Source organism: Methylosinus sp. is20ea (assembly GCF_059718135.1).
In genome coordinates, this window is the sequence record NZ_AP046088.1 from 3,449,301 (window position 1) to 3,462,798 (window position 13,498).

The 13,498-nt window shown below is 61.8% G+C and carries 8 protein-coding genes; 4 read left to right on the forward strand and 4 right to left on the reverse strand.

The features are described from left to right. Positions 1–72: 72 nt before the first annotated feature. Positions 73–1,179: a glycosyltransferase family protein gene (locus AC6IY7_RS16105; RefSeq protein ID WP_497780422.1), complete on the forward strand. Its 1,107-nt coding sequence runs from the start codon at positions 73–75 to the stop codon at positions 1,177–1,179. Positions 1,180–1,309: 130 nt separating this feature from the next. Here AC6IY7_RS16105 and AC6IY7_RS16110 read toward each other — a convergent pair whose 3' ends face one another. After that, positions 1,310–3,559 (reverse strand): polysaccharide biosynthesis tyrosine autokinase, encoded by a 2,250-nt coding sequence (locus tag AC6IY7_RS16110; protein WP_497780423.1) that lies wholly within the window; start codon positions 3,557–3,559, stop codon positions 1,310–1,312. A gap of 512 nt (positions 3,560–4,071) precedes the next feature. On the opposite strand from AC6IY7_RS16110, the gene AC6IY7_RS16115 reads away from it, so the two are divergent. Continuing rightward, positions 4,072–5,589 (forward strand): O-antigen translocase, encoded by a 1,518-nt coding sequence (locus AC6IY7_RS16115; RefSeq protein ID WP_497780424.1) that lies wholly within the window; start codon positions 4,072–4,074, stop codon positions 5,587–5,589. A 127-nt stretch (positions 5,590–5,716) separates the two neighbouring features. On the opposite strand, the gene AC6IY7_RS16120 is transcribed toward AC6IY7_RS16115, so the two are convergent. Together AC6IY7_RS16120 and AC6IY7_RS16125 are read right to left on the reverse strand one after the other, a co-directional pair. Then, positions 5,717–6,688 carry a type II secretion system minor pseudopilin gene (locus AC6IY7_RS16120; RefSeq protein ID WP_497780425.1) on the reverse strand — a complete coding sequence of 324 codons (972 nt, stop codon included), beginning with the start codon at positions 6,686–6,688 and terminating at the stop codon, positions 5,717–5,719. Positions 6,689–6,827: 139 nt separating this feature from the next. Further along, on the reverse strand, positions 6,828–9,008 hold the full coding sequence (locus AC6IY7_RS16125) for a DUF4082 domain-containing protein (RefSeq protein ID WP_497780426.1): 2,181 nt from the start codon (positions 9,006–9,008) through the stop codon (positions 6,828–6,830). Positions 9,009–10,606: 1,598 nt separating this feature from the next. Here AC6IY7_RS16125 and AC6IY7_RS16130 point away from each other — a divergent pair. Next, positions 10,607–11,971: an exopolysaccharide biosynthesis polyprenyl glycosylphosphotransferase gene (locus tag AC6IY7_RS16130; protein ID WP_497780427.1), complete on the forward strand. Its 1,365-nt coding sequence runs from the start codon at positions 10,607–10,609 to the stop codon at positions 11,969–11,971. Between the two features lie 126 nt (positions 11,972–12,097). Here the strand turns inward: AC6IY7_RS16130 and AC6IY7_RS16135 are convergent, their stop codons facing one another. Next, positions 12,098–12,370 (reverse strand): hypothetical protein, encoded by a 273-nt coding sequence (locus tag AC6IY7_RS16135; RefSeq protein ID WP_497780428.1) that lies wholly within the window; start codon positions 12,368–12,370, stop codon positions 12,098–12,100. A gap of 487 nt (positions 12,371–12,857) precedes the next feature. On the opposite strand from AC6IY7_RS16135, the gene AC6IY7_RS16140 reads away from it, so the two are divergent. Next, on the forward strand, positions 12,858–13,427 hold the full coding sequence (locus tag AC6IY7_RS16140; RefSeq protein WP_497780429.1) for a hypothetical protein: 570 nt from the start codon (positions 12,858–12,860) through the stop codon (positions 13,425–13,427). Positions 13,428–13,498: the final 71 nt, after the last annotated feature.

Below are 13,498 nucleotides of genomic sequence, written 5' to 3' on the forward strand. Positions count from 1 at the left end.
GCGCGACGCCTCTATTCGAAGTCGATGATTGTTTCCACGAGATTTGTGCTGCGTGCAGAATGGAGCGAGGTCATGAGTGGCGTTGGGTCCGGCAGTCCGATCATTATCGTGAGCTATCGAACGCCAGGCGATGTCGCGTCCTGCCTCGCGTCGCTGGATGCGCTCGTAGGCGCGGCGGCGGCGAGCGTGCATATTTGCGAAAATGGCGGGGCGGCCGCATGGGACGAGCTTTATGCGACTTTGCTGAAGCCGGACGGGCCATGCGCGCCGGGAGAGCAATTCCCGTCTCCCATTCCGCAAACATTCGCTCGCGTCGCAGGTTTGACGCTGCGTCGAAGCGGCCGGTTGGTTTTCATAGCGGAGGCGCGGGAAAATCTCGGCTATTCGGGCGGGATCAATGCATGGCTGGCGCCTTTGATCCGGTTTTCGGATTGGCGGGGGTGCTGGATTCTCAATCCGGACACATTGGTGGAGCCCGGCGCGCTGAGCGCTCTCGAGCAAAGCGCGCGCGACCGCGGTCTCGGCATGGTCGGAAGCCGGCTGATGGCGAGCGGGGAAGAAAGGCTCGTGCAGTGTCGAGGTCTGCGATGGCGCAGCATATTGGCGAGCGTGCTGGCGGTGGGGCGGAACGACTCGGCCTTCACGGAGCCGGCGCCAGAGGCGATCGAAGCGCTGTTGCATTCTCCCTCGGGAGCGTCCTGCTATTTCACGCGCGCATGCATCGAGGCGATCTTTCCTCTGGACGAGCGATATTTCCTCTTCTTCGAGGATCTCGATTGGGGCGTTCGGGCGCGGCGGTCCGGCTTCCGAATTGGGCACGCTCACGCGTCTGTCGTGATCGACCAGGGCGGCACGAGCGCCGGCGGCAGCCGTTCGTCCGGATCGGTAGGGTCGCCGCTGTCGATCTATCTCGGCTTTCGCAATCGACTTTTGTTCGTCGCGGCTCATTACCGCTGTTGGCTGTGGTGGACCGCGTTCATGGGCTGTCTGCATGCGTTTCGACTTTCAGCGCATGATCGCGCGGCGATCCGGCCGGCGCTTCATGGTCTGCTCGCGGGACTGAGTGGCGAGACAGGGCGACCGGACTGGCTGGTCGCCCGTCATCGGCTTCCCGATGCTCCGTCCGGTCGCACGCGAATCGACGCGCCTGCGAAGCCCGAGAGGTCTTCGGCGCCATAGAGTCTCTCCCCGTTTCAAGGAAACGGGGAGAGACTCTCTGCTTTTGGTTCGATGCGTTTCCAACGCCGAACCGGCGTCGACTTCCGCTGGAAGCGCTCTAGCGACGCCCGGAGCCCGGCGGCGTTCGGCGTCAGGCGGCCTGGGCCGGCCCTGCGCCGGAGGCCATGGAATTGTAATAGTTATTCATTTGCGAGATATATTTGCCGCCGTAATTCGGCAGTCGATCGACATCGACCTTGTTGAGCACCGCGCCGATCAGACGATCATAAATGTCGGGCTCTTTCTCCAGCGCGCGCTCGACGCAGGCGTAGTCGGTTCGGCCCCATTCGATGACGAGCAGATAGGCGTCGATGAAGGAGGTGGTTGCGCGCACATCGGTCACGGGGCCCATCGGCGGCAGATCGACGATCACCCACTCGAACAGCTGACGGAGCCTCTCGAAGAGGCCTCCGATCGCCTCTGAGGCGAGAATTTCGCTCGGATGCGCGAAGCGCGGCTCGTCGCCGGCGGACAGCACCATCAGCTCTGTCAGCTGGTCCTTGCGCATCGTCTCGTCGAGCGACGCATTCTTGACGATCACTTCGCTCAATCCGGTTCGTTCGCCGACTGCGAAGACGCGTCCCAGCCATGGATTGCGTAAATCGCAATCGACCAGAGCCGCAGTCCCGCCACTGCGGGCGACGAGGCGCGCGAGATTGATCGCGGTCGTCGACTTGCCCTCGCCGGGAAGGGCCGAGGTGACGCCGATGACCTTGCAGGATTTCGTCGATCCATTCACCCCGACGGCGAGTTTGACGGCGTGGATCTCCTCGGCGTAGCGTGAGTAGGGCGCATCGATCACCGCGGTCCACGGCTCTCCTCTGATCCCCTGGCCTCGTCGTCGCGCCTCTGCCTGCTCTCGCGGCGGCTGTGCATGGTTGGTCTTCAGCTGCGGCGCCAAAGCGAGGCATTTTGTCATTAGTCGCTTCTCGACTTGTTCGCCGGTTCGGAAGGCGCGATCGGTCGAGTCACGGAGTGTCGCGAGGCCGAGCCCGAGCGCTGCGCCGCCGAGCACGGCGATCACGATCGCCTGCATTCTCTTCGGTTGGCTCGGATACAGGGGAGGGGAGGCGGGCGAAATCAGCCGCGTATCGCTGAATCGCATCGACTGCTGCTGAACCTGCTCCATATTCCGTTCGACGAAATGTTCGTACAAGGCGCGGGCGGTGCGGGCGGCGCCTTCCAGCTCCCGCAATTTCACCTGCGCGCGGCTCGTGGCGCGAAGATTGGCGATCGCCCCGGCGTATTCTGTTTCGATCTCCTCTTGCTTGCTGCGCGCGATAGCCAGATCGCTCTTGTAGGTCTCGTCGAGACGCTGCAGCTCTTCGTGGATCGAACGCCGGATACCGAGCAATTGGCTGCGGAGATTGACGACGGCGAGATGATCGGCGCCGTAGCGCGCCGTGTAATCGGCTTCTCGGTTGAGGAGGGCGAGATAGCGTGTGCGCAGTCCGCTCACCACTTCGTTCTTCAGAGTATCGGCGACTGTGGCGTTTACATTCGCCTCCTTGCGATCCTTCTCCAGAATGTCTTCTATGCGTTCGAGCTTGGCGCGCGCTTCGCTGGTCGCCGCGCGGGCGTTGCCGAGCTTGCTGGCGATTTCGGTGAGCTGCTGGTCGTTCATCAACCGACCGCCGGCGTCGATAATATTATTGTCGCTTTTGAATTGGACGACGGCCTGCTCCTCCGCGGACGCCTGTCGCGCGAGATCGGCGATCCGGCCCTGCAGCCATGCGCTCGCCTGGCGGGCCGATTCCGACTTCGCCTCGAGCTGATCGGCGATATAGGAGTCCGCCACGGCGTTGACGACCTGGGCCGCGAAGTCGGGATCGGCCGCCTTATAGCTGATCTCGATCACACGCGTCCGCCCGACGCGGGCGACGCCCAGGGAGAGACGGAGCGCCTCGAGCGCGCGCCGAGTCGCGGCTTGGTCCGTGATCGGAATGGCGGTCCCGAAGAATTTTTGCAAAGCGCCGACCGCCTTGAATTCCGGCTTTTCGGCCAGCCGAAGGGATTTGACGACGGGCGATAGGACATTGTCGGATTTGAAGACCTCGACTTGGCTCTCGAGCTCGACAGGATCGATCGCGGCCTCTCCGAAGGATTGAGAGAGCTGCAAGCGTTTCAAATCGGCGATGAGCAATGCCGCGGCGGTGTAGCTGCGAGCCGCTGTCGCCGCGTAAAACAGGCCGATGGCGGCCGTCATGGCGATCGACGCGACAATGATCGGCAATTGACGTCGGACAATTCTGAGAAAAGCCTGCAGCGCGTCGAGCATGCTCATATTCGACGCCTTGATCTGCCGGCTACCGGAAGACGGCCGTTCCGATTTTTTCGACATGTTCGGTTGAAACTCCTCGAAACAGAATTCGGAAATACAAAAATTTGCGCGGAGGTCTCCCGATGGCGCCTCCATAGCCATCGTGCCCAACGCATTGCTTGCGGCGGTCGACGCGTTTTTGTCCCTGACAAATTGAAATATATGAATAGGGCCCGTCGGCGAACTCCTCGAGCTTTGCGATTATGTGGCGAGTTTTTCGTCCGGAGCAAGCCGATTTTTTTAATTTTTTGTAATGGAGATAGAGATTTCGGCGATCGACGGGAGTTCCGGCGCGGGGATTCTTCGTGCGCGCGCGCCTGAGATCGACGATGCGCGCGAGCGTGTGCGCGAGCAAATTCGATCGATGCGGCAATTGGTTGCGGCGCCCCGCCGGCGTACATTTTCGTCTTGCGACCAGCGGCGGAAAACAGCACGGGAGCTGCGTCGTCTGGCCGTCGTTGCGACTGTTTGCCGTCGCGCCAGGTTTGTATTATGGTTTCATTGTCATTTCAAAGGCGGATATTGAAGGCGTCATGAATAGTGAGAGAGATTCCTATCGGCAAATATTGCGTTCGTCGTCCATCATGGGAGGCGCTGCGGGCCTCAACTATTTGATCGGTCTGTTGCGGGTCAAGATCGTGGCCCTGCTGCTCGGGCCGACCGGAATTGGGCTGCTCGGTCTTTATACTTCCGCGATGGGATTTATCGGCACAGTATCGGGACTGGGCGTGGGCGGCAGCTCGGTGCGCGAGGTGGTTCTCGCCTTCGGCCGGGACGACCCCGTCGAGGCGGCGCGAACGATACGTATTCTGCGGCGCGCTTGCTGGGCGACGGGATGCCTTGGCTGGCTGTCTTCGGCTCTGCTCGCACGCCCGATCAGCCTCTGGCTATTCGGCTCGACCGAGCACGAGCGCGCGATCGCAATTCTCGGGGTGACGCTCCTGCTCGGCGCTTTCGCGACCGGCCGGCTCGCTCTGCTGCAGGGGCTGCGGCGGATCGAGGACATCGCGCGCGTGAATGTTCTGGGGACGCTGCTCGGTTCCGTGGTCGCCGTTGCGATTTATCTCGTCCTCGGGGAGGCGGGCGTGGCGCCGGCGCTGGTGGCGACCGCGGTGATCAATGCGTCCGTGTCTTATTGGTTTTCGAGACGAATAGCGATCAGCGCGGTCGATTTGAGTTGGATCGAGACATTCGAGGGATTGAAGCGCTTCGTCAGGCTCGGCGTCGCATTCATGTGGAGCGCCGTTCTCGCGGCGGGGCTGGACGCGCTTACCCGTTCGGTCGTCGCGAGCCGATATGGAATCGATAGCGCCGGCATATATCAGGCGGCGTGGACGCTGTCGGGCCTGTTTGCCGGCTTCATCCTTTCGGCGATGGGCGCCGATTACTACCCTCGCCTGAGCGCGGCGATTCACGATCGCGCTCACGCGGCGCGCCTCGTCAATGAGCAAATGGAAGTCGGCGTTCTTCTGGCGTTGCCCGGCCTGCTGGCCACACTCGCTTTCGCTCCTTTGATCATGATTTTCTTCTACACCAGCCGCTTTCTGGGCGCGGCCGAGCTCCTGCCTTGGATGGTGCTCGGCGTGTTCGGGCAGGTGCTGTCCTGGCCGATCGGATTCATATTTTTGGCGAAAGGCGCGGCGCGTCTCGTTTTCGTCGTCGAGACGGTCTTCGCACTGCTTCAAGTCGGCTTCCTGTTCTTTCTGGTCGATCGCAACGGTCTTCCTGGCGCGGCGCAGGCGTTCGCCGCGACTTATGCGCTACACATTCCGATCACGCTGGGGATCGCGCGAGCGCTCGTCGGATTTCATTGGTCGTCCAGTGTGACGCGCCTCGTCGTCATGGCGTCCTGCTGCATCTGCGCCTCGCTGGTCGTTTCGACGACGATGGAGGGGGTGACGAGGATCATCGCCGGCGGCGTCGTGACGCTCGTCGGATCGATCATCAGCCTCAGAGGTCTGGCGGCGCGATTGGGCTTGGAGAACAAGCTCACCGGATGGATGGCCATGATCCCGGGCGGCGGAATGATCCTGCCGAAACCGAAAGACTAGAGCGCTTCCAGGCCGAAGCGGGCGCCGGTTCGGCGTTGGAAACGCGTCAAAACAAAAGCAATCATGTTTCCATGAAGCATGAAAAGACTCTCGAACGCTTTTCGCGTGAGCAAAATCCTTCTCGTGATCAGAATTCGCTCCAACCGAAATAGCGTGACCAGCAGTTCGGCGTCGTCGCCTCGCCATTCTCGACCATGACGCGCAGCCGACCGACATGTCTCGCCGATCCATGTCTCCACTCGCGGACGACATAGGGTTGCGAACCGCCGTCGGCATGAAGCTCGACCAATATCTCGCTGACCGCGGCCTGGCCCGTCGATAGAAGGGATTCTGCGCGGATGAGAAAGAGTCTATGGTCGCTGGGCGCCCTGAAGGCCGGCCGGAAGCGCGGATCGTCGCGGTCGAGCCTGTTTGGAAATGGCGTGTTCATCAAAGCGCGAACCTCCTCGCGCGGAAGGCCGGCGAGAGCCGCGAATAACGCCGGCGGCGTCACGAGAGGGTCGACGCCTTGCTTGATCCTGTGGGCGCTCGACAAGCCGCGCCGATCGATCGTGACGAATGGGATGAGCGCTCGAAAGAGTGGCGGGTCGACGCCGGCGACCTGGTCGATCTCCAGCACGGACTCGAATGGCGCATGCTTGGGCGGGAAGGGCTTGTCCGAGGCGTCCGCGCTCCTCGTCGCAAGTCCGATTTCACGCGTCGGCGGCGTGCGAAAATCGATGATCGCATTCGCCACGATGTCGGCTCGGCGCATTTCAAGTCCGAGGCCCGCCAGCATTGCTTCGAGGAGATCGTGGGGCGCGGCGTTGATGTCGACCTTGCCGCCTTCGTCTTCGGTCGTGATTGCGACGGCGGCGCCGTCGAGCGCGCAAAAAAGCGGCGCGCCATCGTGAAGCGCCGCCGACTGGCCGGCCGCGCGTTCGGATAGGAGCGTTAAAATCGCGACATCGACGGCGCCGTCGACAATGAGTTTGGCGCGCACCGCGCCGGCGAAGTCGAACGCATTGCGCAGGCGGAGGCGACTGCTCGACGCAAAGGATACGACGAGCAGGGAGATGAGGCCGAGCCCCCAGACGACGACGAGCAAGGCGAAGCCCATGCGGCGTCGATCCTGCGTCCTGCCGCCCGCGACGACGTTGCGCGAGCGCCCGAAGCGAGGGATCGCGCCGAAGGCGCGAGCGGGGACGTCGCCCGGGTCGAGGCTTTCGGCCTCGACCCGGCGCGGGTCGATCTTCGACTCACTGGAAGAACACATCGACCCAATAATTGCTCGCTCGATACGAGCCGCTCGGGAACAGCGCCGATGTTCCGTAAGCGAACACTCCGCCATTGGCGAGCGCGACCAGAGGCGCGTTCGAATAGGCGCTGGTGAAGAAGTCGTTGTTCGCGGAATAATGCCCGCTGCTGTGATAGGAAGCGACATAAGTCGCTCCGGCGGCGATGACGACCGGCGTGGCGAAGCTCACAGTCTGCCAGCCCGTCGCCGTCTCATTGGCGAAGCTCGCGGTCGCGAGCAACGTCCCCGATTCGGTCCACAGATGCGCCGTATGCGCGCCGACGTTCTGCGCCCCTTTGTAGAAGCGTATGCCCGTGATCTTGCCCGCCCTCGACGTCTGGAATCTGACGCCGAGCTCGACCGAATTCGTGTCGTTGACGTTCAAAATGGCGGGCGTGACAGTGTTCGGGAACAGGCTCGACGTCGAGCCGCCGCTCGCGGCGCTGATCGTCAGGCTCAATGCCGCTGTTCCGGTTCCCTGCGCATTGGTGGCGTTCAATGCGACAGTGGACGCGCCGGCGGTCGTCGGCGTCCCCGAGATGATCCCGGTCGCTTTGTCGATCGACAGTCCGGCGGGCAGTCCGACAGCGTCGAAGGCCGTCGGGCTATTGGTGGCGGTGATCGTGTAGGAGAATGGCGTTCCGACGACGCCGCTGGCGGTCGATGCGCTCGTGATCGAGGGCGAAAGGGCGGTGTTGCCGCTGATCTTATAGATCTTGGGCTGGTAATTGTGTCCGTTTGCGCCGAACGTGTCCGAGAACTGACCGCTCCCGTTCAGCACGAAAGTCTGGCCGACGCCCGAATGTCCCGGATCATATTTGGCGTTGGAGTCATAGACGACCGTGGCTGTCTTGCCTGCTTGACCGGCGAGCGTGAATGTCATTGTCGCCGAACCGTTGCGATCGGAATCGGCGAATAGATAGAGGTCGCCGTTGAAATTCTTGACGAGAGCCGAGCCCGGCACGGCAGGGTTGCCGGTCACCATCGTCAGGAGGCCCTGCCCGCAGGAGCCCCTGAAATTCGTATAGGATATGCCTCCGTTCATCGTGCACATGCCGATGGTCGGCGCGTTCAATTGCTGCGCGAAGGACAAAATCGTGGTGTCGATATAGGTCAAATTCGCCTGGATGGATACTGCCGTCGCGCTGCCGCCCTCGCCGAGGCAATAGGCGAGCGCCACGCTGTCGTGACAGAACCATTCGATCCCTTGCGCGCCATTGATGATGCTCATCCAGGCTTCGGCGTTCACCTGTTCGTTCGTGGCGCGATATTCATTGTTGTGCGGCGTGCACAGGTTCGTGGCGACATTGCAGGAGCTGCCGGCCTGCGTCGAATAACCGAGCGCATTGCCGCCGGTTTCCACGAATGCCCATATCGGTTGACCGGGCCGCGCATTGGCGATGAAGCGATTGACCGAATAACCCTGAATCCACAGGCTGTCCTGCGGTTGTCCCGCGACGAGCGGAATACCGTTGCCGCCGTTCCAGGGGCTGATGATGGGATAGAGATCGAACGACCCGACGCTCACCGCCTGCAACGCGGTGACATTCTGTGAAACGGGATTGCAGACGCCGTGGTCGAACGGCCAATCGTTCATATTATAGAACAAGGGACGCGTGCTGTCGTAGCTGGTCAGTCGAGCGGTTTGGCTCGGCACACTGGTCAATGGCGTGCCGCATTGGGCTTCGTCGCCCATATTCCAGCCGATCACATTGCCGAGCGCGCCGATCGACGAAGCGAGGCACGTGATCGACGATATCGAATCGGACGCTGTGTTGTTGTTGAGATTTGTCTCTGAAATCAAATACATGCCGAGACTTTTCACCGCCGCGAGATATCCGTTGCTGTCGCCGACGCATACGCCCGTCGGCCAGTTCGTCCCGCCATTGTCGATGCCGAGGAAAATGTTGATCTTGGCTGCGGCCGCGGCCTGCCCGGCTGTCGCGAAAGGGGCGCCGGCGCCCAGAGGGCGATTGGGATTGGTGACGAAGATCGCGATCGGGAAAAAGCTCGCGCTCTGCGGAAAGTTCTGCCATTGCGCATAGGCGCTGGAGGTCGTCTGGGCGGATGACGGCGTCGTCTCCCAGAATAAAAGATGAAGAGCGAGGGAGAGCAGAACCAAAGGAACCGATTTATAGGTCATGTCGATCTATCCTTTATTAGGAGTTGTCTCGAGAATGCGTATCGGCTGCTTTTTTCAGCACATGAAAAGTTTGGCCTGGAAATACCCGCGTTAGGATTTCCGAGGTTTCATTTCGACGATTTCGGCGCGGGCGCGTGATTTCGAAAGATCGTCTATCTTTCGATGAGAGCTCGCCGCCGTATATCGATCTGGCGTGAGTTTTTATCGTGCGACCGATTCCGGTCGCGCGCAAAAGCGCGCCAATGCCCACTCGATACGATCACGCAATCAAACACGCTTGCGAGAAGCGCCGCGACTCGGCGCTTCCGGCGACAAAAAAATCGGCGGATGCCGATCGACCTCATCGGCGCCCTGAGCATTCCGTGTAATCTCGCGGAGAGCGGCTTTTTCCTCTCGAAAAGCTCCCCTGGACTTGATCATGCGTCGAGGCGACGGGTCGGCTCGCTTTCCGGATGCGGTCGTCTTGCCGCTCGTCGGCGAAGGTTCGGCGACTTCGATGCGCCCCTGGTTCGGCGCGCATGCTCCGCATCATGACGGTCGCCGACGGTGAGGGTCGTCGTGATGGGAAGTCCTTCCGCACGGGTGCGGGGATGATGGGGACGCGGCCTCGGGAGCGGCGGACGGGTCGTCTTTCGAATTTTGGTTCCGGAGATCGGCCCGAGGCGGCGGCGGTGGAGGCTTTGGTCGGAGCGATTATTCGCGACCCGGTCCCGGAGGCGCGCAGGGGCGGCGCGCCGTTCGCCGGTCGACCAATCCCATTTTTTCGGGAAGGTGAGGAAGTTCGTGCGAGTGGGAGCCTGTTCGAAGGGGCTGGATGAAGCGGCCCAGAGCGCGCCTCTGATCGGTAGGCGGTATCGGTTTCGATCGAGGGCGGCTCGCAATAAGTTCATTCGAAGTCTTTCTCTCGGAATGTAGATCGCTCTCCTCCCGAGGAAGGGTCTCTCGATCATGCGCGTCGGCAAACTCGTTCCCATGACCTAGTTTTAAAATGTGGCCAGCATTTGGCAGAAAGAGTCGAGATCGGCGGCGTCGTTCGACCTTCTACGATCTATTTGCAGGGATTTGTGATAGTTCAATGATTGCGAACATCTGCTATTTATGGGTAATAATCTGTGAATCTAGCGCTTTACACCTGCCGCCTCCGCGAGACTGGCGACGCCTCCATGGGCTCGAAGGTCGACGCCCGCCATATATACGCGCGCGAAAGCCGCAGAACTGCGCAGCGGCTTCGGCGGCCGCTTCTCTCACCGCGATGGTCGCGCCTCTCCGCGAATGCGGGCGAGCGTCGTCGGTCCCGTTTCGATCGATCTCGGCTTGCAAGCCCGCGGGTGCGACGCGGAGACCGGCGCGCTCGTGGCGCGTAAGCAATGAGGCTGTCCCGAGCGGGCGATTGCGCCGGAGCGCCTTTCCCCGACGAATTCGCCGTTTCGACTTGTCGTTTTTAGAAAAGCGCGTCGCTCGGAGGGTTGCGTTAACAGAAAATTAAGCTAGATTACTTGCATATATTTTAGGGGTTGACGAGTATGTGGTTGGATTTCTGCGACTCGCGAGAGGTCGCCTGGTCCCGCAGATCGACGCGGAAGTCGAAGCGTTTTTCATTGTATAATTTCGCCGCCGGCTTCGCCGCATTCGATTTGATCGCTCTCGTGGCGGCCGGATTCCTATGCGTCGGCCTCTTCGGCTCGACGGGCGGCGCCTCCGCTCGGTCGCCGCAGGAATGGCAAATCTGGGCGATCTTGTTCGCCGCCTCGCTGCAGTTCGGATTGGCGCATATCTTCGAGGTCTATCGAACGCCCACGATATTGGATCGCCGACACGTGCTTTCGCGCGCGTCCCTGTCCTTTTTGTGCACTTTCGCCTTGATGATCTGCATGGCGGCTGCGACGAAATCGGCGGAGAGCTATTCCCGTCTCTGGTTCTTTTCCTGGGCGGGGAGCGGCACGATGCTGGCGATCACCGCGCGCGCGGTGATCTTGTTGCGCATCCGGCAATCGCTCGCGGAGAGCGCCTTCGTCCATCGTGCCTTGTCGATCGGCGTCTTCTGCGATCCGCTGCATCCGCGGGAGATCGAGGGCCAGACCCATAATGAGGAGTTCGTCGTCGGACACGCCAAATTCGACGATCTCGCCGAGCTCGCGGATTTGTCGGATCGTATCGTCCAGGACGAGATCGATCACGTCTATCTCGTGGCGCCATGGGACAAGATCCCCACGGTTCTCCGCAATCTCGATCTGCTGCGGCATTTATCGACCCGCGTCTTCGTGCTGCCGGCGGATCGACGCATTCTCGCCGATGTGATCGATGTCTCGAAATTCGGCGACCGCATCTCCTTTTGCGGAATAGAGGAGCCGATCCACGGTTGGAGCCTCTGGTTCAAACGGCTCGAAGACATTGTTCTCGCGACTTGCGCTCTGGTTCTTCTCGCGCCTTTGATGACGTTGACCGCCGTAGCGATCAAGATCGACTCGCCCGGCCCGATCTGCTTTCGTCAGCGACGCGTCGGTTTCAACGGACGCATATTCGAATTGTGGAAATTCCGCTCTATGTTCGTCGAGAAGACCGACCCGCACGCCTCGGTTCAAACGAGCCGGGCCGATCCGAGAGTCACGCGCGTCGGGCGTCTGATCCGTCGCTCTAGCATCGACGAATTGCCCCAGCTGTTCAATGTGATCCAGGGCGATATGTCGATCGTCGGCCCGCGTCCGCATGCGCTGGCCACCAAGACCGACGGGCGAAATCTCGACGAGCTCGTCGAATATTACGCCGTGCGCCACAGGGTGAAGCCGGGAATGACCGGCTGGGCGCAAGTCAAAGGTTTTCGCGGCGAGCTCGACACTCTGGACAAGCTGCGGAACCGGGTGGACTGCGATCTCTATTATATCGACAATTGGACTCTATTGTTGGATATCGGCATCATATTTCGGACCATGACGATGGTGCTTCGCGACTCTCGCGCATATTGAAGTCGAGACGTCGCCGTTGCGCAGGGGATCATCCGCGCGCGATCTGGAGGGCCACGCGCCTTGCGACGGCGCGGACCGAGGCGATTTTCCCGGCCGCGCCGACGCCGCGACCGGCGGCGCGCCGTGTCAGAATTCCCGGATCGGATCCTTTATGATCACGACGCCGATGGCCTTATCGGCGTCCATGCCGCTCGACAGGCGATGCGGGCCGAGATTCTCCTTGCTGTCGGGATATCGATTCAGCATCACCAGCTCGATCATCGGCGCGCCGCAATCATAGAGACTGTCTTCCTCGCCATGTAGCATGACGCGCGCGGCCGGGGGCAGCTTCTGCAAGGCTTCGATCAGCTCGCCGACCGTCTTGGGGTGCTCTCGGGTGAATGTCTTTTCCTCGGGCAAGGTCGATCTCCTGTGGCGCGGCTTCGGCCGTAGCCTACGGCCCGCGGCGGTTCATGCAAGAAACGGCGCGAACGCCGTTCCGACGCATGTCGTCGCGAAGGGCCGAAGCCGCGAAAGCAAGCCGCATTTTCGTTGGACCGCAGTCGTCGCAGGAAACACGGGAGAAGTCGAGGCGGTTCGGGCTCCCGCTTTCGCGGATTGCTCGGCGAGCCAGAGGCGTCGCCGTTTCGCGTCGCGCGGCTTCGAAACTCACGCCGCCGCCGACCGACGTCCAAAAGCGCGTCGTGACGCCGCATATTGAAGCGCCGGCGCGCGACGGTATCTGAGAGCCCAGGCGGTCGCCGAAGGCCATCCGGGCGCCGGTTTGGTCCCGCGTGGCGGAGATTTACGACTTCCACTTTCGGTTGGCGCAGCGCATCGATGCGGCGCCGATCACGCGCGACGATATGTGTCGCTCGAGCATCTGATATCACGAGGAGGCGATCGCATGGCGTCCGGCGACGAGATCAGCGAAGTGCGCGAAGCTGTCGGCGTGTTCGACACGGCCGAGACGCTGCAGGAGGCGATCGACGAATTGCAGACCTCGGGCTTCGACCGCGCGGAAATCAGCCTCATGGCCGGCGAGCGCGTCGTCGAAGAAAAGCTCGGCCATGCTTATCAGAAGGCCGCGGATGTCGAGGACGCCGCCGATGTTCCCCGCGGCGCCTATATTTCGCCGGAGTCGATCGGCGAGGCGCAAGGCGCGCTGGTCGGCGGCCTCGGCTATATCGGCGCCATTGGCGCGGCCGGGCTCATATTCGCGAGCGGAGGGACGATGGCGGCGGCGCTCGCTGCGGCTGCGATCGCCGGCGGCGGCGGCGGGCTCGTCGGAGCTTTGTTCGCCAGGCTGATCGGCGAGCATCACGCCCAATATCTGCAAGAGCAGCTGGATCGTGGCGGGATTCTGCTGTGGGTGCGCACGCGTGACGCGGCGCATGAAAAAAGCGCCGTCGATATTCTCACGAAGCATTCGGGCCGCGACGTGCATGTGCACGGCGTCCCCGACGCGCCTGTGTGACGGGCGTGCTCGGCGGCGAATGGAGAGGGCTCGCCGCCGAGCAGCATGTCAGAAAATGAGAGCTTTGCGCG

Bases quoted from the DNA above. Each gene is read 5' to 3' on its own strand.
- AC6IY7_RS16105 (WP_497780422.1), top strand. From the start codon at position 73: ATGAGTGGCGTTGGGTCCGGCAGTCCGATCATTATCGTGAGCTATCGA.
- AC6IY7_RS16110 (WP_497780423.1), bottom strand. From the start codon at position 3,559: ATGTCGAAAAAATCGGAACGGCCGTCTTCCGGTAGCCGGCAGATCAAG.
- AC6IY7_RS16115 (WP_497780424.1), top strand. From the start codon at position 4,072: ATGAATAGTGAGAGAGATTCCTATCGGCAAATATTGCGTTCGTCGTCC.
- AC6IY7_RS16120 (WP_497780425.1), bottom strand. From the start codon at position 6,688: ATGGGCTTCGCCTTGCTCGTCGTCGTCTGGGGGCTCGGCCTCATCTCC.
- AC6IY7_RS16125 (WP_497780426.1), bottom strand. From the start codon at position 9,008: ATGACCTATAAATCGGTTCCTTTGGTTCTGCTCTCCCTCGCTCTTCAT.
- AC6IY7_RS16140 (WP_497780429.1), top strand. From the start codon at position 12,858: ATGGCGTCCGGCGACGAGATCAGCGAAGTGCGCGAAGCTGTCGGCGTG.